General features: G+C 40.9%; 22 protein-coding genes and 1 pseudogene. 12 read left to right on the plus strand and 11 right to left on the minus strand.

Annotated features, from left to right (window positions below):
• Positions 1–318: 318 nt before the first annotated feature.
• The gene (gene yhfH, locus ACN6NB_RS04915) at positions 319–456 is read right to left on the minus strand and encodes a protein YhfH (RefSeq protein WP_008359029.1); all 138 of its coding nucleotides are present in this window, start codon (positions 454–456) and stop codon (positions 319–321) included.
• A gap of 156 nt (positions 457–612) precedes the next feature.
• Between yhfH and ACN6NB_RS04920 the strand changes: the two genes are divergently transcribed.
• The 3 genes from ACN6NB_RS04920 to ACN6NB_RS04930 all read left to right on the plus strand — a co-directional run bounded on the left by ACN6NB_RS04920 (position 613) and on the right by ACN6NB_RS04930 (position 4,074).
• Positions 613–1,356, plus strand: a complete 744-nt coding sequence (locus ACN6NB_RS04920) for an MBL fold metallo-hydrolase (protein WP_047202380.1) — start codon at positions 613–615, stop codon at positions 1,354–1,356.
• A 2-nt stretch (positions 1,357–1,358) separates the two neighbouring features.
• Positions 1,359–2,348, plus strand: a complete 990-nt coding sequence (locus tag ACN6NB_RS04925; protein ID WP_024425472.1) for a lipoate--protein ligase — start codon at positions 1,359–1,361, stop codon at positions 2,346–2,348.
• Between the two features lie 172 nt (positions 2,349–2,520).
• Positions 2,521–4,074 carry a fatty acid--CoA ligase family protein gene (locus ACN6NB_RS04930; protein WP_058838803.1) on the plus strand — a complete coding sequence of 518 codons (1,554 nt, stop codon included), beginning with the start codon at positions 2,521–2,523 and terminating at the stop codon, positions 4,072–4,074.
• Positions 4,075–4,167: 93 nt separating this feature from the next.
• On the opposite strand, the gene ACN6NB_RS04935 is transcribed toward ACN6NB_RS04930, so the two are convergent.
• On the minus strand, positions 4,168–4,575 hold the full coding sequence (locus ACN6NB_RS04935; RefSeq protein WP_064498262.1) for a YhfM domain-containing protein: 408 nt from the start codon (positions 4,573–4,575) through the stop codon (positions 4,168–4,170).
• Positions 4,576–4,752: 177 nt separating this feature from the next.
• On the opposite strand from ACN6NB_RS04935, the gene ACN6NB_RS04940 reads away from it, so the two are divergent.
• Entirely contained in the window at positions 4,753–6,036 is a 1,284-nt protein-coding gene (locus tag ACN6NB_RS04940; protein WP_064498263.1) for a M48 family metallopeptidase, read from the plus strand.
• Positions 6,037–6,083: 47 nt separating this feature from the next.
• On the opposite strand, the gene ACN6NB_RS04945 is transcribed toward ACN6NB_RS04940, so the two are convergent.
• From ACN6NB_RS04945 to ACN6NB_RS04965, 5 genes and pseudogenes are all read right to left on the minus strand, one after another.
• Entirely contained in the window at positions 6,084–7,229 is a 1,146-nt protein-coding gene (locus tag ACN6NB_RS04945; RefSeq protein ID WP_047202379.1) for a serine alkaline protease SapB, read from the minus strand.
• Between the two features lie 387 nt (positions 7,230–7,616).
• On the minus strand, positions 7,617–8,201 hold the full coding sequence (locus ACN6NB_RS04950; RefSeq protein WP_059376272.1) for a histidine phosphatase family protein: 585 nt from the start codon (positions 8,199–8,201) through the stop codon (positions 7,617–7,619).
• 61 nt (positions 8,202–8,262) lie between these two features.
• Positions 8,263–8,874, minus strand: a complete 612-nt coding sequence (locus ACN6NB_RS04955; protein ID WP_404841197.1) for a methyl-accepting chemotaxis protein — start codon at positions 8,872–8,874, stop codon at positions 8,263–8,265.
• Between the two features lie 144 nt (positions 8,875–9,018).
• Positions 9,019–9,558 (minus strand): annotated as a pseudogene (locus ACN6NB_RS04960) (protoglobin family protein); the annotation flags it as partial.
• A gap of 90 nt (positions 9,559–9,648) precedes the next feature.
• Positions 9,649–11,181 (minus strand): FAD-dependent oxidoreductase, encoded by a 1,533-nt coding sequence (locus ACN6NB_RS04965; RefSeq protein WP_474253257.1) that lies wholly within the window; start codon positions 11,179–11,181, stop codon positions 9,649–9,651.
• A 142-nt stretch (positions 11,182–11,323) separates the two neighbouring features.
• Between ACN6NB_RS04965 and ACN6NB_RS04970 the strand changes: the two genes are divergently transcribed.
• Entirely contained in the window at positions 11,324–12,184 is an 861-nt protein-coding gene (locus ACN6NB_RS04970; RefSeq protein ID WP_151284187.1) for an SDR family oxidoreductase, read from the plus strand.
• Positions 12,185–12,240: 56 nt separating this feature from the next.
• Here ACN6NB_RS04970 and ACN6NB_RS04975 read toward each other — a convergent pair whose 3' ends face one another.
• Entirely contained in the window at positions 12,241–12,477 is a 237-nt protein-coding gene (locus ACN6NB_RS04975) for an IDEAL domain-containing protein (RefSeq protein ID WP_008348804.1), read from the minus strand.
• Positions 12,478–12,766: 289 nt separating this feature from the next.
• Here ACN6NB_RS04975 and ACN6NB_RS04980 point away from each other — a divergent pair, with 289 nt between their 5' ends.
• Positions 12,767–13,345 (plus strand): competence protein ComK, encoded by a 579-nt coding sequence (locus ACN6NB_RS04980; protein WP_039177625.1) that lies wholly within the window; start codon positions 12,767–12,769, stop codon positions 13,343–13,345.
• Between the two features lie 322 nt (positions 13,346–13,667).
• A complete protein-coding gene (locus ACN6NB_RS04985; RefSeq protein ID WP_064498264.1) occupies positions 13,668–14,150 on the plus strand; it encodes a hypothetical protein in 483 nt (160 codons plus the stop codon).
• A gap of 31 nt (positions 14,151–14,181) precedes the next feature.
• Here ACN6NB_RS04985 and pdxR read toward each other — a convergent pair whose 3' ends face one another.
• Positions 14,182–15,621, minus strand: a complete 1,440-nt coding sequence (pdxR, locus tag ACN6NB_RS04990) for a MocR-like pyridoxine biosynthesis transcription factor PdxR (RefSeq protein ID WP_064498265.1) — start codon at positions 15,619–15,621, stop codon at positions 14,182–14,184.
• Between the two features lie 145 nt (positions 15,622–15,766).
• On the opposite strand from pdxR, the gene ACN6NB_RS04995 reads away from it, so the two are divergent.
• The 3 genes from ACN6NB_RS04995 (at position 15,767) to ACN6NB_RS05005 (ending at position 18,416) form a co-directional block, all read left to right on the plus strand.
• Positions 15,767–16,936 carry an MFS transporter gene (locus tag ACN6NB_RS04995; protein ID WP_064498266.1) on the plus strand — a complete coding sequence of 390 codons (1,170 nt, stop codon included), beginning with the start codon at positions 15,767–15,769 and terminating at the stop codon, positions 16,934–16,936.
• A gap of 65 nt (positions 16,937–17,001) precedes the next feature.
• A complete protein-coding gene (locus ACN6NB_RS05000) occupies positions 17,002–17,280 on the plus strand; it encodes a barstar family protein (RefSeq protein WP_064498569.1) in 279 nt (92 codons plus the stop codon).
• A gap of 179 nt (positions 17,281–17,459) precedes the next feature.
• Positions 17,460–18,416 (plus strand): LCP family protein, encoded by a 957-nt coding sequence (locus ACN6NB_RS05005; RefSeq protein WP_039177632.1) that lies wholly within the window; start codon positions 17,460–17,462, stop codon positions 18,414–18,416.
• A gap of 61 nt (positions 18,417–18,477) precedes the next feature.
• Here ACN6NB_RS05005 and ACN6NB_RS05010 read toward each other — a convergent pair whose 3' ends face one another.
• Positions 18,478–18,846, minus strand: coding sequence for a YhjD family protein (locus ACN6NB_RS05010; protein ID WP_285604975.1), 369 nt, complete (start codon positions 18,844–18,846; stop codon positions 18,478–18,480).
• Positions 18,847–19,003: 157 nt separating this feature from the next.
• Between ACN6NB_RS05010 and ACN6NB_RS05015 the strand changes: the two genes are divergently transcribed.
• Both ACN6NB_RS05015 and lepB read left to right on the plus strand, forming a co-directional pair.
• Positions 19,004–19,621 (plus strand): TVP38/TMEM64 family protein, encoded by a 618-nt coding sequence (locus ACN6NB_RS05015; RefSeq protein WP_024425492.1) that lies wholly within the window; start codon positions 19,004–19,006, stop codon positions 19,619–19,621.
• Positions 19,621–20,133 carry a signal peptidase I gene (gene lepB / locus ACN6NB_RS05020; RefSeq protein WP_039177636.1) on the plus strand — a complete coding sequence of 171 codons (513 nt, stop codon included), beginning with the start codon at positions 19,621–19,623 and terminating at the stop codon, positions 20,131–20,133. Before ACN6NB_RS05015 ends, lepB begins: the two co-directional genes overlap by 1 nt.
• 38 nt (positions 20,134–20,171) lie before the next feature.
• On the opposite strand, the gene ACN6NB_RS05025 is transcribed toward lepB, so the two are convergent.
• Positions 20,172–21,317, minus strand: coding sequence for an AbrB family transcriptional regulator (locus ACN6NB_RS05025; protein WP_474253325.1), 1,146 nt, complete (start codon positions 21,315–21,317; stop codon positions 20,172–20,174).
• Positions 21,318–21,482 lie beyond the last annotated feature (165 nt).

The raw sequence follows: 21,482 nt of genomic DNA on the forward strand, positions 1-21,482 counted from the left end.
CATTAAAGGAATATTCCCATCATATTAAGTTTTAATATATGAATTAAAGTATAACTAAAATTAAAGAGGTTCGTCCACGATAAAATTATATTAAGAAAATACAAAATTGTTAGAAAAAATAGACATTTAGAACCTCCTTCATTGTTTTTAGTCAATAAAAAGTGTCTTCAGAACTAAAACTCATCATATAAAAATACCAAAAAACCCTTTTGTGACAAGGGTTTTACCTTTTTACCTATTTTTCAGAAAAAATAAAAAGCACTTTTGACTCCAACTGACGGAGGAGGGAAAAAGTGCTTTTTTATTCAATTTATTTCCTTATTTAAGATAACTTACTTGTGAGCATTCCTCACATTCATTACCGTAACACTCGTGCTGTTCCATTAAATCATTTCCACATTTTGTGCATTTCTTTGAAGGCAAATTTCTAAAAAACTCTGTGATTTTTCCTAGCATTTGTCATCCTCCAATACGTTTTGTTGCTATCATTGTATTATAACAGATTAATAATTGTCAATCTGTTTTGTAACAATAGGCAAGAAGAATGCTTTTTCCATGAAAAATGGGTATATTGTAAGAAGGGGATTTTTAGAAAAGGAGGGAAAAATGACGATGAAATTAACCGTAATTGGATGCTATGGAGGGTTTCCGGCAGCAGGTGAAGCGACATCAGGCTACCTTTTTGAATCAAATGGCTTCAGGCTTCTTGTAGACTGCGGAAGCGGTGTTCTTTCAAAGCTTCAGCAATACATTGATATAGAAGAACTAGATGCTGTTCTCCTTTCTCATTATCACCACGATCATATTGCAGATATCGGACCACTCCAATATGCGAAGCTAGTGGGATATCATTTAGGAAAAAGCAGCGGCCCGCTTCCGATCTATGGACATACTGGTGATCAAGAAGCGTTTGGACGGCTTTCTGATGATGTACATACAAAGGCAAAGCCTTATCAGCCAGAAGAAGGGATTCAGCTTGGACCCTTTCAAATAGATTTTTTGAAAACGGTTCATCCGGCAGAATGCTATGCTATGAGAATTCAGGCAGAGGATGCTGTGGTCGTGTATACAGCAGACTCAAGCTATCAGGAGGCATTTATTCCTTTTAGCAAGGGAGCAGATCTGCTCATAGCCGAAAGCAATTTTTACGCTGGACAGGATGGATCAGGTGCTGGACATATGAACAGTACAGAGGTAGGGAAGATTGCAAAGGAAGCAAATGTTGGGGAACTCATCATCACCCATCTGCCCCATTTTGGTCGTCATAAAGACCTAGTCAATGAAGCACAGGCGTTATATACTGGCAATATACAGCTTGCCCATTCAGGGCTTAGATGGAACAAGGAAGGAAGATAGAGATGCTGTTTATCGATAACGAACAACATTATGATCCAATGATTAACTTGGCAATTGAAGAATATTGCTTAAAATATTTAGATCCAGAAGAAACGTATTTGCTGTTTTACATCAATCAGCCGTCAATCATTATTGGAAAGAACCAAAATACAATAGAAGAAATCAACACGAAGTATGTGGAAGACAACGGAATCAAAGTCGTGCGCCGCTTATCTGGCGGTGGTGCAGTTTACCATGACAAAGGAAACTTAAACTTCAGCTTTATCACAAAAGATGATGGGGACAGCTTCCATAACTTTAAAAAGTTCACAGAGCCGGTCATCAAAGCGCTTGAAAAGCTAGGTGTTAAAGCTGAATTGAGCGGCAGAAATGACATCATGGCAGATGGACGTAAAATTTCTGGAAATGCCCAGTTTGCAACAAGAGGACGTATTTTCAGCCATGGCACGCTGCTATTTGATTCAGAAATTGAACATGTCGTTTCGGCTCTAAATGTGAAAAAAGAAAAGATAGAATCAAAAGGCATCAAATCGATTAGAAGCAGGGTTGCCAATATCAGTGAATTGATGGATCAAAAAATGACAACAGAAGAGTTTAGAAAAATTCTTTTAAGCTACATTTTTGATACAAATGGGGACGTGCCTCAATATCGCCTGACCGAAAAGGATTGGGAAAAGATTCACGAGATTTCCCGAGATCGCTATCAAAAATGGGAATGGAACTATGGCCGTTCACCGAAATTTAATTTACAGCATTCTAAGAGATTCCCTGCAGGCTCCATTGATTTGCGATTAGAAGTGAAAAAAGGGATGATCCAGGATTGCAAAATCTTTGGTGATTTCTTTGGCGTAGGGGATATTGCTGATATTGAGAAGCGGCTCATTGGGCAGCAATATGATCGTAAAACGATCAGTGACGTCTTAGAAGATATGGATATGCGCCACTATTTCGGCAATGTATCAAAAGAGGATTTTCTTGATTTGATTTATTAATCGCGTGAAAGCACGGCTAGAGATAGCGGTGCTTTTTTGATTGAAGGAAATGAAAGCGATTTACATTTGATCTTGTGGATTTTTTCGATTGTCTATTATAATAGAAAGGAGGAATGTTCGGCCATAAAATGAATGGTTATTCATTCATTGATGACATGTAAGGGGTGGGAGAATGGATTTGATCAAAAATCTTCAGCAGACGGCGATGACGAAGGGAGAAAATATCGCACTGATCTATGAAGGAAAGAAGTGGACCTATCGAGAGCTGATGACAAGTATTGAGCGTTTTGCAGATGGATTAGTCAACGAAGGGTTTCAAGCTGGGGATCATATCGCGCTTATTTTAGGAAATTCACCGCATTTTGTCATTTCTTTTTTTGGCGCATTAAAGGCAGGGCTTGTCGTAGTACCTATTAACCCAACATATACACCTAGTGAAATTGGGTATATGCTCATCACAGGCGATGTAAAAGGTATTGTGGCGCCTGAACAGCTTCTGCCAGTGTACGAGCAGGTGTATGAGCAGCTTCCGTCCATTGAAAGAGTCATCATTTGTGCAGAAAATGAATCGGCGTGCAGATCAAGCTTCAAGGAAGTATCTGATCGACTTGTTTTCTTTGGAAAGCTTGTGTCAGGTGTTGCGAATGAGAATGTACATCCTTCCATTCAGCCAGATGATACCGCTGTTATTTTATTTACATCTGGCACGACAGGAAAACCAAAAGGTGCAATGCTGACTCATTTCAACCTTTATTCAAATGCTAGAGATGTCGCTGAGTATTTATCGATTGATAAAAAGGACAAGGTCATTGCCGCTTTGCCAATGTTCCATGTTTTTTGTTTAACAGTCTGCATGAATGCACCGTTGATTCATGGTGCGACGATTTATGTCTTGCCGCATTTCAGCCCATCAGAGCTTTTGCGCATGATGGAAAAAGAGAAGCCAACGCTATTTGTTGGTGTGCCCACCATGTATAACTATTTGTACCGCCAGGAGGGGCATGATAAAGCGATGGCATCTGTGAGGATCTGTATATCAGGCGGTGCCTCGATGCCTGTTGCCTTACTTCATGGCTTTGAGAAAAAGTTCGGTGTTACGGTCCTTGAGGGTTATGGATTATCAGAGGCATCACCAGTGACTGCATTTAATCCTCTTGACGGAAAAAGAAAACCAGGTTCTGTCGGGACTGACATTATGAATGTGAAGAATAAAATAGTGAATGAACTAGGAGAAGAAGTTGGTCCAAATGAAGTCGGAGAGCTGATAGCAAAAGGGCCAAACATCATGAAAGGTTATTATCAAATGCCAGAAGATACGGAAGCTGCACTAAGAGACGGCTGGCTGTATACTGGCGATTTGGCAAGAAGAGATGAAGAAGGATATATTTATATTGTCGACCGGAAAAAGGATATGATTCTTGTTGGCGGTTATAATGTGTATCCAAGAGAAGTAGAAGAGGTACTTTATCAACATGAAGCTGTAGCAGAAGCCGTTGTCATCGGTGTGCCAGATCCAAACACAGGAGAGGCAGTCGTCTGTTACATTTCCCCTAAGAAACATGCTCACATCAATCAAGAAGACATCATTACACATTGTTCACGCTATTTAGCGAAATATAAGCAGCCCCAAACGATCCATTTCATAGATGATATTCCTAAAAACACAACAGGTAAAATTTTAAGAAGAGCGCTAAAGGAAAAGTATCAAGCAGAAGAAAGTAAATAAAAAAAGGGAGTCTCTGATGAGGAGGCTCCCTTAGCATGTAGACAAATCCTCGCATCTCACGCCGAAAGAAGACAAAGGGATAAAAAGATCATTTTAGCTCTTTTGAATGGCTTCTTTTAACTGTTTCTGAAAAGATTTCGACTGTTTTTGATTCAGTTCATAAAATGTTCCATCAACTAAAAAAACGACTTGTGATCGGCCGGTCCAAAGCTGAAAGGTGGTGCCGTTTGTTCGTCCGAACATCACTTTGGCGATATAATCGGGCTTTTTTAAATTTTTCTTGAGATGATTGCTTGTTTGTCTGCCTTTATTTAATTCTTCAATTAGATCTTCTGCTGTGTCCTTATCATCTATTTCATACGAGATGGATTCATTCGCAGGCGAGAGCAGCAATTTTTCTGCTCGATTCTCATCAAAGATTTCGCTCGTCCGGCTGAACACATAAAAGAAGGTGATGAATAAAAGTCCCAAAATCACAACTCCTGCAAGGATTTTCTTCATTTTGATCCTCCAACTCACTGTTATACATGTAGCTTCTCCGATTTTTAAGTCGCATAATCATTTTTTTCGCGAAAGCTTTTTCAGATGGGGCATGCTATGATGGAGCCACATGAGACAGGTTCTAAACGAAAAAAAGAGTGATTAGAATAGAGAGAGGAATGGAAAGGAGGCTGACCTGTGCGAGTACGTAAATGGGTAGCTCTTGCAACGGTAGCATACATATTGTACGGTCTTTTTATTTATTCATATTTGTTTCTAATGGGGGATTCATCGGTACCTGAAAGTGTAAAAGGGACAAGTGCAGATCCGCATACTTTTATGACAAGTCATGAGCTTGCGATCAGCGAGAATTTCTCGAACATACGGAACCTGCTGTATTTCATAACCATCCCATTAGATTGGTATGTCTTTTTCCTTTTGCTCATTTCAGGGTTTTCACGGAAAATAGCAGACTGGAGCCTGTCAGCAGCTCGTTTCACGTTTTTAAGCAAACTTGTGTACGTGTTTGTGCTGTCGCTTCTAACAATGCTCATTTCATTCCCAATGAAGTGGATTGGCTATCAGCTGTCTTTGCACTACGGAGTATCTGCACAAAGTACGGCAAGTTGGTTGAAAGATCAAACACTGGATTTTTGGATTCAATATCCGCTCCTTGCCCTTTGTGCAATTGTGTTTTTTTGGCTGATTCAAAAGAGAAGAAAACGCTGGTGGCTGTATGCGTGGTGTTTGACAGTCCCAGTTACGCTGTTTCTCTTCTTTATACAGCCGGTCGTCATTGATCCGTTATATAACAATTTTTATCCACTAAAGGATCAAGCGCTTGAGAAGAAGATATTAACGCTTGCAGACAAAGCGCATATTCCGGCAGATCATGTGTATGAGGTCAATATGTCTGAGAAAACGAACACGATGAACGCTTATGTCACAGGAATTGGTGAAAATAAGCGTATTGTCTTATGGGACACAACACTGCAAAAGCTGAAAGACCGCGAAATTTTATTTATCATGGCGCATGAAATGGGACATTACGTCATGAAACATGTTTATATTGGATTAGCAGGATATTTAGTGCTGTCATTGGCCGGATTATTTGCGATCGATCGTCTTTATTTTTATCTTTATCAAAAAGGGGCAGCCACATTTCGTCTGAAGGTGTCACACGACATTGCTGCTCTTCCGCTTCTTTTAATCATCGTATCGATGCTGTCATTTGCAGCTTCACCTTTTACAAATGCAGTGTCAAGGCATCAAGAACGGGCAGCCGATGAATATGCGGTGAACATGACAAAAGACGGGGAGGCGGGCGTAACGTCTTTTCAAAAACTTGCAAAATCAGGATTGTCCCAGGTGAATCCACCGTTTCTAGTGAAGATTTTCCGTTATGGACACCCAACCATGATGGAGAGAATCATGGATATGGAAAAAGCGGCGGAAAAAGAGAAGCCGCCTAAAAAGCAGTAATAAATAAAATCCGGCTGGATCAGCCGGATTTTATTTATCACACTTGGTTAGTTAGAAGCCGCTTGAACGTTGATTAACCCTTTTCCATAATAGAATGAGTCACCAAGCGGTGTCGCTGTATTTTCTAAGCGCTGGCGAACCTGTGAATTTGTTAGGTTCGGGTTTTTAGAAAGAATAAGCGCTGCTGCTCCTGCTACATGAGGAGACGCCATAGATGTTCCAGTATAAGAAGTGTATCCACTGCTTGGCACTGTACTTAAAATAGAAGTACCAGGTGCAGAAACATCTAATTCAGGACCTGCGCTAGAAGATGAGTTTCTGACATTGTTACTGTTTACATTGGCAACAGCAATTGTAGAATCGTATTTTGCTGGATAGCCAACTGTACTGCTAGAGCCGCTAGAGCCAGAATTACCTGCTGCTGCCACAACAACGACTCCACGGTTATTCGCTGTATCGACGGCATTTTTAAGCGCAGTTGAACCGCTTGGTCCGCCTAAGCTCATATTGATGACATCCATATTATTGGCTACAGCCCATTCAATACCGCTAATAATCCAGCTGTATTGTCCGTCGCCATAACGGTCTAATACTTTTACAGCATATAGGGAAGCGCTTGGAGCGACCCCGAGTACACCAATTGTGTTATCAAGGGCAGCAATGGTTCCAGCTACGTGAGTTCCATGTGATTGAAAGTCTTGGGTGGCATTTGGCTCTGAAGGGACGAAGCTCGCACCGCCTGCAACATTTAAATCAGGGTGTGCAGCGTGGATTCCAGTATCAAGGACAGCTACTTTGACATTAGCACCTTTATAACCTTGAGCGTGTACAGCTGGAGCTTTGATTTGAGGGATTCCATAAGGGACGGTTTGTGCATATGCTTCTGCTTTATGGTCTTCTTCTACGTAAGCAATGCTAGGGTCATGTTCAAGTTTTTTGGCGGCTTGTTCGGACATTTTCACTTGTGCAGCATTAATGAGGCGGTATTGTTTTTCTAGTTTTCCACCATTTTGAATGACAGCTTGTTTCTTAGAGCTGTTTGTGGTGGCAGAGGCTTTAAAACCAACAATATAGCTTTTTTCACTATCTGTTTTGGAGACCGTCTCGGCATTTGCCATGGATCCTCCAAACCCTGCTGAAAACAGAAGAGGGACAGCCAATAAAACACTTGTCATCACATTTTTCTTTTTCACGCACATTCCACATCCCTTTTTTCTTATTTCAGAATAATCATCCGTAGTCTAATAGAATGATCCGTTTGATTATTCTGTATATTCAGTTTAAGGGAAGTAGGCAAATAAGAGTAGACCTGAATTTTTGTGAAAGTCCTAGCGAAAATTGGGGAATTAAGTCACTTGGAACTGGTGGTAAAATATGTTTATTCTATCATTTCAGCGATGATCTATTAAAAAGGGAGTGTGCTTTTTTTCTCATGATCTATTTCCGGTTAAATATTCGATACCCGAAAAGCCATAAAATAGGTAGAATCGTCTAGCATCTATTTCGAATTTCGATATAAAAAAATATTATTTTATCATTGTTTTTGTCATAAAAAAGAACCTGCTAAGATAACAGGCTCTTTAAGAAGGGGTGGATTGAGTTAAATGGCTGACCACATTGTAATCACGAACCTTCCATTTACCATCTGACCATTCCACATAATTTAAGCAAGCATTGACAAGTCTCGTGTTCTGTAGACCCATATGTTCATCAGCCAAAGTGGTGAGTAAAGCATGGATAGCAGCGCCGTGAGCTACGATCAAGACATGTTGATCTGGATAGGCGGCTCTGACTTTCTCAATACCTTCTAACATTCGGTTTTGAATCGTCTCAAGTGGTTCCATATTGGGATACTGTTTATCTGGAAACAGCTTTGAACGTTCCTCAAACGACATGCCTTCAGCGTCACCGTAATCTCGTTCAATGAAATCATCCATGATGACAAGTGGGGCATGGACATGATTTAAAATCAAGTGTGCCGTTTCTTTTGCCCTTGTTAGTGGACTGGAAATGACAACATCCCAATGGACATCCTTTAAGTAAAGTCCAGTTTGTTCAGCCTGCCATTTACCTTTGTCGTTTAAAGGGATATCTGTTCGTCCTTGAATTCGTTTCGCTGCATTCCAATCTGTTTCCCCGTGTCTGACTAGGCAAATTGTTGTCAATCAAATCCCGCCTTTTCTATCTTTTCTTCTATTATACTAAAGCAGAAGAAAAAAGGCTGTATTAGCGATTTGTCAGGCTAGTTAAGGATTCGACGGAGCTTGCGACTTGAGACACCGTTTGTTTGACTTCCTTCAATTCGTTAAGGAAGGTCTGAAGGTCAATTTCAATTTTTCCGTTTTGGTTTTTGCTTAAGTTCATGCTGCTGACGATATCATCAAAGAGTGAATTGATTTGAGTCATTTTTTCTTTACTGTCTGTCACAAGTAAGTTCACGTCCGCAATATGCTGGGACACAATGGCGATTTGTGAATTGGTATTGTTAACGAGTTCAGATACAGTTGAAACCGTTTTCTTTGTGTCCTCTGATAATTTGCGCACCTCGTTTGCAACGACAGCAAAGCCTTTTCCGTGTTCACCTGCTCGTGCAGATTCGATTGAGGCATTTAAAGATAACAAGTTCGTCTGCTCTGCAATACCTGTAACGATCCCAAAGATTTGTTCAATTTGTTTAGCGATTTCTTCAAGGCGCTTAATTTCTGTTTCAATTTTTGTCATGCTGCCGTCAATTTGATTCATTTGTGTTTGCTGAATTTCTAATTCTTTTTTACCGCCGATTGATTTTTCTTCAACCTGTGCTGAAATTTGTGTTCCAGCTTGTGACATGTCCGCCATCTCATCCGATTTTGAGACAAGCTTGTCAACTGCACTTGTTGTGTTTGAGAAGAGAGAAGCAAGCGAATTTGAAGTTTCCGTGATTTTTGTATGAAGCTCCTGCTGCTGCTCTTCTGCTTCATCACGAATTTTAGAATATTCATTTTGGAATGTATCTAGGACAAGCTGCTGCTCTAAATTTAAAATTTTCGTTGTCGCTTTGACTGCTGTCTGATATTCTTTGAAATCTTGGATATGGTTAGCGAATAAATCCATAATTGATAGCAGAAGGTCTTGGAATGCGGCCATGTACCATTTAGGCTGGAGGCCAATCCGTAAATGAACTTGCGCAATTTTAATGCGTTTTGCCACATAGTTTTCGTCAATCACACCTGCAAACATTTCGCTAATATGAATGCGGAGTGTTTTTTTCAAACGATCGACAGAACTATTGTCTTGAATGATATGCATCAAGGAAGACTCGACTTCTAAATTTTTATAAAATTTATCAACGATATGTGCAATATCATCCTGAACAATTGAATTGAGCTGCTTTAATATCAATAGGTCATGCTGCGTCAGGTCGATCATTTTGATTTGTTTAGCGATGTCCGTATTGTTCGAGAAATTGATTCGTTTTATCCCATCATCCTGCTCTGTGAAAAAAGCAGTGTTTTTTCTTTTCGGTTCTTTTTTAAATAACAATGTGTTTGTCCCCCCATAATCATCACAAATATCAGACTTTATGTTTTTTATCGGATAATATTGGATTTTTTAAAGGGGAAGAGTGAAATTTTACTGTTCTTTATACGACCTTTTTAGTGGTTTTTTAGCAGGGCCTTCTACTACTTCTCCAGTAATAGAAAAACGTGAACCGTGACACGGGCAATCCCAAGTGCGGTCACTATTATTCCAAGCGACTTCGCAGCCTAGGTGTGTACACGTGGTATCGACAAGAAAGACATTTCCATCCTCTGATTTATAGGCGCCGCACTTTTTATGTTCATACGAGATAATGCCGCCCTCGCCTGGTTGTAAATCATCGATTGTTTGATCAGTTCGTTTGAATTTACCACTGATCAGCTTGGCAGCGACATTGGTATTTTCTTTTATGAAATCTTTGACGAAAGAGTCAGTAACAGGTCTTGATGGCGTAAAAATTGATTCGTATGGATTCGATTTTCCTTCAATTAAATCACCGATAAGAGTAGCAGCCACGTGGCTTGTGGTCATGCCCCATTTTCTAAAGCCGGTCGCTACAAAGATATTCTGGTGGTGTTTGGTCAGGCGGCCAATGTAAGGGATTTGATCCATTGTGACCATATCGTGTGTCGACCAGCGATACAGCACTTCTTCAATTCCAAGGGTGGCGTCTCCAAACGTTTCTAGTCCTTCATAGTGAGCGGATTCATCTCCGCCTTGTCCTGTTTTATGACCTTCTCCTCCGATGAGGACAACTTCCTCGCCGTGCCATTCTGACGTTCTTAAAGAGTGAGCAGGCTGATCAATTCCGAGGTACATCCCGTCTGGGAGAGGCTTCGTCGTTTTGGCTGCTACGACATAGGATTGTTCTGGATGAATTCGGGTGAAGTAAAGTCCTTTCCCATCATAAAAAGGAAAGTGTGAGCATGAAATGATGTAGCGCCCTGTCAGATGATGTCCGTTTTTTGTGACGACAGCAGGCCGGTTCCCTTCTTTTACATCAACAGCGGTTGTTTGTTCAAAGATACGTACACCTCGCTCGAGGAGCTTGTCAATTAGCGCATTGAGATAATGAAGGGGATGAAACTGTGCCTGATTCGTCATCGCAAGGGCTGCTTTGATGTCAGCGTCAAAAGGAAGCTCTGTTTTCCATTCCCGGTCAATACCAAGCTGTTTGTAGGCATCTAATTCCTTCTTTAACTTTTTTACACCGCTTTCTTCCTTTGTATAAAGGTACGCATTTTTTATCTCTAGCTGACAATCGATGTCGTGCTCTTTGATACGAGCTTGAATGAGGTCTTTTGCTTTTTCGTTTGCTTCTACATACAAACGTGCTTTTGGCATGCCAATCTGCTGTATCAGCTCATAATAGTACACATCATGCTGTGAGGTGATTTTAGCCGTTGTGTGTCCGGTCGTGCCTTGCAGCAATTGTTCGGCATCAATGATGATCACATCTAATCCTCGCTCTGTCATTTCAAAGGCCGCAGCGATACCGGTAATACCGCCGCCGACAATGATCACATCTGCTGTGAGATCTTCATTGACAGAAGAAAAAGAATGCTTCCGGCTGTCCGACAGCCATAACGATTTTGCCTCTTCCATTCCTTTATGTTCTTGTTCCATGTTGTCGCCTCCACTTAACTTGTTGTGTATAATTTTTCCACAATAATGAAAATCATACATCTGAAAGGAAACAAGGGCGTCATACATAAAAAAGGAGCCAGCACATAAAAATAAACAAGATAAAAGGAAGGAGTGGACTACCGTGTCAACAAAGCAGCCGAAGAAAACATTGCCGCCTCAGCACCAAAATGAACGGCCGGGTCTTGAATATAAAATGAACCCTAGACCTGTCTTTGATCGTGAGGTGCAGGACAAAAAGTTAGCAGGAAAAACAGCCATTGTGACAGGTGGAGACAGCGGGATCGGAAGAGCAGTCTCTGTCTTATTTGCGAAGGAAGGTGCCAATGTCGCCATTGTTTACTTAAGTGAACATCGCGATGCCGAGGAGACGAAGGACTATATTGAGAAAGCGGGAGGCCGTGTCATCTTAATTGTAGGTGATTTAGGGGATGAGGCTTTTTCAAATGAGGTCGTCAAAAAAACAAAAGATGCGTTTGGTTCCATTGATATTTTGGTGAATAACGCCGGGGAACAGCATCCGCAAAAAAGCATTGAGCAAATTACCTCGCATCAGCTTCTTCGGACGTTTCAAACGAATATTTTTGCCATGTTTTATTTAACAAAGGCTGCTCTTCCTCATTTAAAAAAAGGAAGCAGTATTATTAATACAGCATCTGTCACCGCCTATAAAGGGCATGAAACATTGATCGATTATTCATCTACAAAAGGGGCGGTCGTCACATTTACGAGATCATTATCCTTATCGCTCATTAAACAAGGGATTAGAGTGAATGGGGTAGCACCGGGTCCCATTTGGACACCGCTGATTCCATCAACCTTTACGGAAAAAGAAGTCTCTGAATTTGGCGGGGATGTCCCAATGGAGCGTCCTGGAGAGCCAGTAGAGCTTGCACCGAGTTATTTATTTTTAGCAAGTGAAGATTCATCTTATATGAATGGACAAATGCTCCATGTGAATGGCGGAACCATTTTAAATGGATAAACAAAAAACTTGCGGTAAAGAGACAATTTGCTGTCTCTCTGCCGCAAGTAAAATCATCATGATTGATGTAAGCAGTGTTCTGCATATTGAGCTGACAAGTCATTGAATCGCTTTTCATCACGCTGATCCAGTGCCTTATCAATCTCTTCTCTTAGGAAGGTTAAGCGCTGTTTATAAAGCGCCTCATCTAAAACCATTTGAATATAGATGTCTAAAATGGTGACGCCGTTTTCTTCGGTTTTTTGGGTGTTGCGGGACTTCATGAGCTCAGCATACGTTTTTTTCTCTTTCATAAAGAATCCCCCCGATGCCTTTTTTATAGTATATGGATTGGCGGAGAAAAAATCAACAAGAATTTATAATTTTTAGACAATTTATTTTTGAGCAGAATCGACATCACTTGTCCAATCGACAGAATGTGATATATCTTTAAAAAAAGCTTTTCGATAGATCGAATGGACTAAAAAATATGATAAAAAGATGATTTTTAATAAATTTTGAAAAAATCCTGTCGTTTCTTATATGTTGGTGATAGATTAATAGTATCTTAAATAACCAAATATTAACACAGGAGGAAATGAAGTGTCAGGAATTAGTGAAACACCTTTAGATTCATACGTCATTAATCAAACAACAATGGCGGTCCTTTCAGTTGAAGAAGGAAAAAGAGTATATTCAAAAGTCATAGAAAGAGAGACAAGCTTTTATGTTGAATTAAAGCCCCTGCAAATTATTGAACGCAGCTGCAGATTCTTCGGCTCAAGCTATGCAGGCAGAAAGGCGGGAACATACGAAGTAACAGGAATATCTCATAAGCCTCCAATTGTAATTGACTCATCCAATCATCTGTATTTCTTCCCAACCTATTCATCCAACCGTCCTCAGTGCGGCTGGATCTCCCACAAATACATTCATACCTTCCAGGAATCATCCCTCGGAGACACGGTGGTCACCTTTACAAATGAGCAAACCATCAAACTTGATGTCTCATATAAATCATTTGAGAGTCAGGTGCACCGAACAGCATATCTCCGAACGAAATTTCAAGATCGTCTTGATGGAGGTCTTCCTAAGAAACAAGAATTTATGCTGTATCCAAAGGAACAGCAGCTCAATCTCGTATACGATTTTATATTAAGGGAGCTTCGTAACAGATATTAATCAAAAGCCAGCGGCAGAGCAGCCGCTGGACCTCTTATCTCATATGGACTTTATGCAATGCGAAAAGGGGGGCATACATCATAAAGATGAATTCATTGAAACCAAATACGTATGTCTCGTCGTCTATTGGTTGTATTGGGAAATGACAGGGAAATGTGAATCCTTAGACGTATTTTCATCCATTTACTCATAAATCACAGAAGTGACACGAGCTTGTCTGTTACAATAAAAGAAATCAATTCTTGCGAAGTATTTTTATGTAGTAAAGGATGCTTATATTTGACCGATATGAACGAGTGGGATGAAGAAATGGAGGCTCTGTATGAAAAAACAATCACATTTGGTGATGCTATTTATCCTAACAGTGACATTACTAGCAGCCTGTCAGCAAGCAGGTCAATCGCCTTCAAAACAAGACGCAAAAGAAGCTGCTTATGAACAATGGGTTCAATCTTATATGGATGAGTTAAATGAATCATATGAAAAGATGACCGATCAGTTTATCTCAGATGGACATGGAAAAATTCAAACAAATAAAAAATTGACAGAAGCGACGAAAGCATTTGATCGTGTGATTCAAAAAGGGCTTGATCATCAAGAAGTTCCAGCCGCTTATCAAAAGGCCGATCAACAATTAAAGACAGGCCTTGCTTCATTTGAAAAAGGGGTTAGTAAGGTGGAGAAGCTCTTGAAGCATCCCGATCAAGAAAAGCTGTTTATATCCGCTACCCATCATTTTCAGGATGGCTTGCAGCAGACAGCCGCATTTATTGAAGAAGTAGGTCAGATTCAGCAATCATCCTAAAAAGGCTTGGAAGGTTTACTTCCAGGCTTTTTTAGATGTGAAGTATTTTCTTTAAACGGCGAACGCCATCTTGAATCATGCTTTCGTCTGTACAGGCGAATCCTAGCAGTAATCCTTTTCGATTGCTTTCAAAACAATAAGGACTTAGTGGATAAATGCCAACGCCAGCTGCTTTTGCTACTTCAATGCTTCCTTTTTCATCAAAGTCTGGCGCTCCTTCTAAAAAGACATGAAGGCCCGTATCGGTTCCATAGATACGGAAGTGTTTGTCAAAGTGATGTGCGAGAAGGGCTTCCATCATGGCTGCCTGTCTTTTTTTATACAGCTGTCTCATTCGCCTGACATACCGCGTGAATTCTCCTTCTTTGAAAAAAGAAGCGAGTGTGATTTGTTCCATAATGGGCAGCTGTCTTTGAATGAGTGATTGCAGTGTGGCAATTTCTTTCATAACTGCTTTGGTGCCGATAATGGCAGCAAGACGGATGCCAGGCGCCAGCACCTTTGAGAAGCTTAAGATGTAAATCACATGCTCGGGTGCTTCTGAAAATAGGGAAGGGAGCGGCCCGCCATGGTAACGATAATCTCCATCAAAATCATCCTCTAATATATAAGACTGATGGCTGACAGCAAACTTTAGCAGCTGCTGCCTTCTGTTTACACTCATACATACACCAGTTGGACGCTGATGGGAGGGCGTCACAGCAATCAGTTTTGTTCGGTGGGGCAAAGTATTCACCACCATTCCTTCTTCATCAACTGGTGCGGGGTGAATGTTCATTTCGCGATGCATAAACGACAGCCTTGCCCCAGGGAAACCTGGATCTTCAACAGCTACTGTATCCCCTTTTTTAAGCAATACCTGTGAAATCAAATCAATGGCTTGCTGGGTGCCACCTGTTAACACCATTTGATCTTCTTCTACTTCAATCCCGCGCTCAACAGATAAATATTGGCGTATTTCTGAACGCACTTCCCATAATCCATGCGGGGAGGAATAGCCCCAATTCTTCATATCTAATCGCTGTAATGCTTTCATGAGCGAGCGTTTCCATATGTTTTGAAAGTGGTCATCGATCGCCGGTTCCTGATGACGAAAATCAATATCGAGCTTCTCATGAAATTGATTGGCTGATAGCCAATGATCCATTTGTTTTTCAGCTTCTTCAAAGTGAGGTCTTATCGGAGGTGAGAAAGGCGGTTCACTTTGATGGGGAGGGGAAGCTGTATATTGATCACTTGAAATGACCCTTGTACCGCCTCTTCTAGATGTGCTGACGTAGCCTCTTGCCAGCAGCTCATCGTAGGCAAGCTGGACGGTTGATCTTGATACATTAAGCTCCTGTGCGAGCACTCTTGTCGGTGTTAACTGATCGTCAGGATGCAGTTTTTGTGAATGAATTTTTTGAATGATCTCATTCACGATTTGCTGCCAGAGCGGGGTAGCGCTTGAACGGTCTAAATGAATATACATCGTGCACCTTCTCTCGTTTTCACAACATAAGATGATGATGACACGGAATTATGGACTGGTCAATAGTGCTGTTTTTGGATGTAGGAAGTAAGCCAAATGGTGTGTACACTGTTCTCATATGTAATGATATAGAGGAGAGAGTCAAATGATCCCAGCATCCAAAGAAGAAACGGCACACTTATCCATCATCCCGTTTATTTTCGTTTTACTTGGTCTTTTTATGATTACGATTGCTGTGAATCTGCAAGTGCCCCTTTATACGGCGTATGCAGAACAAGCAGGGTACGGAAAGGCGGCAACAGCACTTGTATTTGCTGCGTATGTCTTCGGACTCATTCCAGTTTTGCTTTTTCTTGGCGGCATTTCTGACCGGGCTGGACGCAAACCGATTTTATTGGTTGCGCTTAGCTTTTCGTTATGTGCCACCTTGTTGATGATTGTACATCCTTCCATACAGATGCTTTTTGCTGCCCGGCTGCTGCAAGGTGTCGGTCTTGGTCTTAGCGTTGGAACATGCACCGCATATTTGATTGCTTTATATCCTGAGAAATCAAGCTGGATTCCAACTTTTATTGCATTATGCAGTTCGGTTGGATTTGGGGGCGGTGCTCTTTTTACGGCACTTCTTTCTTTTCAGCGTGTGTCGCTCACGCCGCTTAGCTATTGGATTGTGCTGGCCTTTTTGTTCTTAACTATTGTGGGTGTCTTCTTTTTCGTTCCGCCTGTCCAAGGAGATTCACGTAAACCGATGATGAACATGCCAAGATTTCCAAAAGGAACAATGCCGGCGAATGCAGCCATTGCTATCGCGTGGTCGGTGTGCGGCCTTGTCATTTCAATTTTGCCAGCACAGCTTAAATTAAATGGTTATGAATTGTGGGTAGGACCGGCGCTCTTTTTGATTAATATGGCAGGTGTCCTGATGCAGCCCTTTGTGCGCAAGATGAATAGCAGCACAGCGCTTCTTTTGGGGTTTATCTGTCTTCCATGCGGATATGGCCTCTTGCTATACGGTGCAAACAGCGGATCTATCTTCCTTGTGCTTGCCGGAACGATGCTGGCGGGTACTGCCTGCTATGGATTTACTTATTTAGGTGGACTTCAGCTCATTGTTGAGCGGGGGAAAAAAGAGGCGGCTAGAGCCGTTGCAGGCTATTACTTGTTTGCTTATTTAGGTCTTGGTATTCCAAGTGTGTTTGTTGGCCTCTTCGCTGATATTTACGGTACTCAGATCGTATTAATCCTCTTTTTCTTACTCGTTGTGGCTGCCTGCCTCATTCTATTCGTCTCAGGTGTCAGACAGAAACAAAAGTAAGGTGCCTATCTTTCTCTTTCTCTTCCAATTCGTTTAAAATATAGAGAGGAGAGGGGAAGATGAACATGAAAAAAGTGCAGCTGGACGGCGCAGTGTGCAGGTCGCAAGAAGAGCTTCACGATCAGCTAAAAACAGTTTTACACCTTCCTGATTATTACGGGAAAAACCTTGATGCCCTTTGGGACTGTTTAACAGGAGAGGTGAATCTTCCAGTAGAACTGACATGGGTGAATTTTCAAACGAGCAAAGACGCTCTTGGCGATTATGCTGAGAGCTTGCGTCAGTTATTTCAAGAAGCAGAAGAAGAACTGAAGGGACAATTTCAATTTGATATTCAATCATGATGGAAAAAGCAGCCGCTGCCGCAGGCTGTTTTTTTGATTTTGATTTGTAAATAGGTGAGCTGTCTGATGTTTAAGATTGTGGATTCATAAAAATATGTTGTATGAAGGAAACTTTCATCAAAATATGTTATAGTGGGACCTACATTGATAGACTAAGATAGAGTGAGGGTTCGGAAAGGATGAAGGAAAAAACAAGATCAAAAAGAAGACTAAGGCCTTGGGTAAAAGCCGTGCTGTTTATCATGGCATTTGTCATGGTGATGGCAGTGTCCGTGACTGGATACGCATATTATAAAATTTCAAAAGCGTCGAATAAGGCGCAAGTATCATTAGAAAGAGGAGACACCTCGCAAAAGCGTGTAAAAGCGTTTGATCCAGGAAAAGACAGCTTTTCGGTGCTGCTGCTTGGAATTGACAGCCGTCCAGGTGAAACGGTAGACGAAGCAAGAAGTGATGCGGTCTTACTGGCGGCGGTGAACCGAACAGACAAAACCATTAAGCTTCTCAGTATTCCTCGTGATTCTTATGTGGATATACCGGGAAGAGGATATGATAAAATTGCTCACGCCCATGCGTTTGGAAGTGCAGATTTGTCAGTCAAAACGGTCGAAAACTTGTTGAACATTCCTGTAGACTATGTGATTTCAGGGAACTTTAAGGCATTTCAAGACATTGTGGATGAGCTAAACGGAATTGATGTAACGATTGAAGATGAAAGCATCGTAAAACAGATGGAAAAGGATTCAAAAGGAAAAGTTCAAGTGCAGACAGGCACTCATAGACTGAATGGCGAAGAAGCTTTAGCCTTTGTGAGAACGAGAAAAGCAGACAGTGATCTCATGCGCGGAAAGCGCCAAATGGAAGCACTTCAAGCCATCTTTGAAAAATCTAAATCGATTTCTTCGATCCCGTCATACGACAACATCATTGATACGCTTGGTGATAATGTCTCAACAAATCTTTCCATGAAACAGTTCATCGGTCTTTTTCCATTACTGAGCTCATTGAAATCAGTAGATACCATTCAGCTAAAGGGTCATGATTATCAGCCTGGGAATGTGTATTATTTTGAGTTAGATGGACCAGGATTAAACGAAGTCAGAACAGAGCTGAGAAAACAGCTTGAATTATCATAAATAAGTAGGAGCCTGCCGTCGCGGCAGGCTTTTTTGCATGTGTAACGCGCCGCATTTCAGCCTATAGTTCATTTGTTTGTGGGAGAAAATATCGAGTCAGCAGTTCCTCTACCCGGTGACGTATACGCGGATTAAAGTATTTATGCTTTTCTTCATAGCCATTTATGATAAATAGATACGTTGTAAATCCCTCATCGTGTTCAATTTGCTGTACTTTCATATTTTCTTTACGTAAATGCTGCTTCAGTTCATAAAGTGCTTTCTGTGCTTCCTTTAACACAGAGGTCACAAGCTGAATGTATGGTTCATTTAATTTAAATGTTTGATGTTGTTTTAAGTGTGTCAGATCACGATTGAGGATGGAGATGACCATAGGAAGAAAGATGGCCTGTTCCATCATTTGAAGCTGTACTCTTGATAGTCTCGTCATGTCCAAGCCTGCTTTCTTTATAAATAGAACAAACGTTCCTATTTATTATATCGAATGAGTCAAAAAATCTCAAGGGGGGCGAGTGGGATTTATTTGTATATTTTTATGTTTTCCATGTAAAATGAAATGTAGACAAACCTTGAAGGAGTCAAACAAGTTGACATCATTTCTTTCTCTATTTACTCATGAAAATATCACATCATTTTTTGAAAGCTACAAGGCCTTTGGACCAATTGTCGCTATATTGCTTCCCCTGATTGAAGCATTTCTTCCTTTTTTACCACTCGTGGCGTTTGCGGTGGCAAATGCAAATGCATTCGGCCTTTGGGAAGGCTTTTTATTAACCTGGATCGGTGCAAGTGCAGGTTCTATTCTTGTCTTTTTACTGATCAGAAAATTTGGACAGATGAGAATGCTGAACTTTATCAGCAGACACCCTTCTATTAAGAAATTAATGCTTTGGGTAGAGAAACGGGGATTTGGTCCGTTATTTATTTTACTCTGCTTTCCTTTTACACCTTCTGCAGCCGTCAATGTGGTCGCAGGCTTATCAAGAATTAGCATGTGGCAATTTTCATTAGCTGCTTTAGCTGGTAAGTGTGTTATGCTCTTTATCATTAGTTTTATTGGTTATGACCTTTCTGCTTTAGTAAAGAATCCGTTAAGAAGTGTTTTTGCGGTTCTAGTTATCGTTTTATTATGGTATGTTGGAAAGAGAGTAGAAAATAGGTTGAACATTCGAATGAGCAAGCGTGAGGACAAAGGAGGCTCTTAATGAAAAAGAAGCCATTGTTATGGTTGATGATTATTACATGCATCGTCTTATTGTTCCAGGTAAAGAATTTCATGTTTGTGAAGTATAAAGTAGAAGGGGTTAGTATGGACCCCACATTTACAGATGGAACAGAATTATTAATCAACAAGTTCTCGCCAAAACTCACGAAAATTAGCCGGTTTGATTATGTGTTATTTCACGGACCAAAAAATCAAATTTTGATCAAACGGGTCATTGGACTCCCGGGAGAATCGATCAAGTATGTCGATGATCAGTTATTTGTGGATGGTGCAAAATGGAAAGAACCCTATTTAAAAGAGCAGAAAAAACATAAAATGGGGAATGTCCTGACAGGGGATTTTCAGCTAAAAGCCATCACAGGACATGATAAAATCAAAAAAAACCATTACTTCGTGATCGGAGATAACCGAATACATAGCTTTGATAGCCGGCATTTTGGAACGATTTCAAAAGATCAAGTAGTTGGTGTCAAAAGAAATCAGGATGAATAAAAAAGAGGCGCTCTGCACATGCAAAGCGCCTCTCTTTTTTATTTAGCGGCTTTATATTCAGGATGTCTTTTTGCCCAGACATGATGTAAGAATCGAAAAAAAGGTGGCAGCATAGCAATGACAAGAATGATTCTAACGACTTGTACAGCTACTACAAAGGTTGAGTCCTCATGGAGTGTAACTGCTGTTGTTGCCATTTCTGCAATACCGCCAGGCGAAAAGGCAAGAATGGCTGTAATGACAGAAATCCCTGTGACCTCAGCAATGGCAATTGAACTGAGAACCGTTGCAGCAATCAATCCAGCTGAGCTGACGACAGCTACAATTAACGTGTTTTTTAGTCCGACAAACATCTGTTTATTCATTTTTGAACCGATGGTTGCACCTAGAAATACCTGTGATGCGATATTCGCTTGTGCTGGCCAATAAGGAATCAAATCATGACCTATGAGCGCACCTGCACCTACTTGAAGAGCAGCAACTCCTAACATGCTGCCAATCAGCCAAGGGGCAGGGAAATGAAGACGAACCGCCAGGCGTGACATAAGCCAGGCACCTAAAATAAGTGCAGCAGTCCACGAGATATTTGACAGGGTGAAAACACCGGATGAAAAGGCGCTCCCTTGAACGCCTGCAGCTGCATCCGCTGGATTTTTTGTATTTAAATAGAACACCGTAAATGGGATGGTGAGTACCACCATTAATACACGTGTTGTTTGTACGAGACTGACAACGGCTGTATTTGCTCCAACCTCTTGGGCAATCCCTGGCATAGCAGATAAACCGCCTGGTGCTGTGCCGACAAAGCTGGTCAGCATATCTGTTTTACTCAGCTTCCATAAGGCAAAGCCAGAGAGCATCGCCAGTAGAATAGAAAAAACGAGCATGAAACTCACAGGGAGCCAATGTTCAGCGAAAATATGAAGAACTTTCATGTTCATTTTTTGTCCGAGTTCGATTCCGAGAATAAATTGACCAAGGAGTAGCCATCTGCTGTGAATACGCAAGGTGTTGTTTCCTTTACGCTGAAACAGGGTTGGACGTCGCATGGCAATAAATGCAGCTGTGATTAATGTACCGATCATCCAGCCAATAGACATTCCTGTTAAAGACAAAAGAAAACCACCTAAACCGCTTATTGCGATCAAAATGAGATCGGTTCGAAGGCTGTTTCCTTGTTTCATCACATGTAAACCTTCTTCCTATAATTTTGTTCAGTAAGTGAAATGTTGTTATCTTCACTATAATACAAAAGTCTCTATAAATAAAATACGAATTTTTTTACCATTTTCATAAGATTAACTTATCAAGAACCTGACAGCATCTTGATAAAAGTGAAGATATAATTT

It is taken from the genome of Bacillus sp. 11B20, assembly GCF_056098985.1.

Bases quoted from the DNA above. Each gene is read 5' to 3' on its own strand.
- yhfH (WP_008359029.1), bottom strand. From the start codon at position 456: ATGCTAGGAAAAATCACAGAGTTTTTTAGAAATTTGCCTTCAAAGAAA.
- ACN6NB_RS04920 (WP_047202380.1), top strand. From the start codon at position 613: ATGAAATTAACCGTAATTGGATGCTATGGAGGGTTTCCGGCAGCAGGT.
- ACN6NB_RS04925 (WP_024425472.1), top strand. From the start codon at position 1,359: ATGCTGTTTATCGATAACGAACAACATTATGATCCAATGATTAACTTG.
- ACN6NB_RS04930 (WP_058838803.1), top strand. From the start codon at position 2,521: ATGGATTTGATCAAAAATCTTCAGCAGACGGCGATGACGAAGGGAGAA.
- ACN6NB_RS04935 (WP_064498262.1), bottom strand. From the start codon at position 4,575: ATGAAGAAAATCCTTGCAGGAGTTGTGATTTTGGGACTTTTATTCATC.
- ACN6NB_RS04955 (WP_404841197.1), bottom strand. From the start codon at position 8,874: ATGGCGGACATGTCACAAGCTGGAACACAAATTTCAGCACAGGTTGAA.
- ACN6NB_RS04965 (WP_474253257.1), bottom strand. From the start codon at position 11,181: ATGGAACAAGAACATAAAGGAATGGAAGAGGCAAAATCGTTATGGCTG.
- ACN6NB_RS04975 (WP_008348804.1), bottom strand. From the start codon at position 12,477: ATGAAAGAGAAAAAAACGTATGCTGAGCTCATGAAGTCCCGCAACACC.
- ACN6NB_RS04985 (WP_064498264.1), top strand. From the start codon at position 13,668: ATGAAAAAACAATCACATTTGGTGATGCTATTTATCCTAACAGTGACA.
- pdxR (WP_064498265.1), bottom strand. From the start codon at position 15,621: ATGTATATTCATTTAGACCGTTCAAGCGCTACCCCGCTCTGGCAGCAA.
- ACN6NB_RS04995 (WP_064498266.1), top strand. From the start codon at position 15,767: ATGATCCCAGCATCCAAAGAAGAAACGGCACACTTATCCATCATCCCG.
- ACN6NB_RS05000 (WP_064498569.1), top strand. From the start codon at position 17,002: ATGAAAAAAGTGCAGCTGGACGGCGCAGTGTGCAGGTCGCAAGAAGAG.
- ACN6NB_RS05005 (WP_039177632.1), top strand. From the start codon at position 17,460: ATGAAGGAAAAAACAAGATCAAAAAGAAGACTAAGGCCTTGGGTAAAA.
- ACN6NB_RS05010 (WP_285604975.1), bottom strand. From the start codon at position 18,846: ATGACGAGACTATCAAGAGTACAGCTTCAAATGATGGAACAGGCCATC.
- lepB (WP_039177636.1), top strand. From the start codon at position 19,621: ATGAAAAAGAAGCCATTGTTATGGTTGATGATTATTACATGCATCGTC.
- ACN6NB_RS05025 (WP_474253325.1), bottom strand. From the start codon at position 21,317: ATGAAACAAGGAAACAGCCTTCGAACCGATCTCATTTTGATCGCAATA.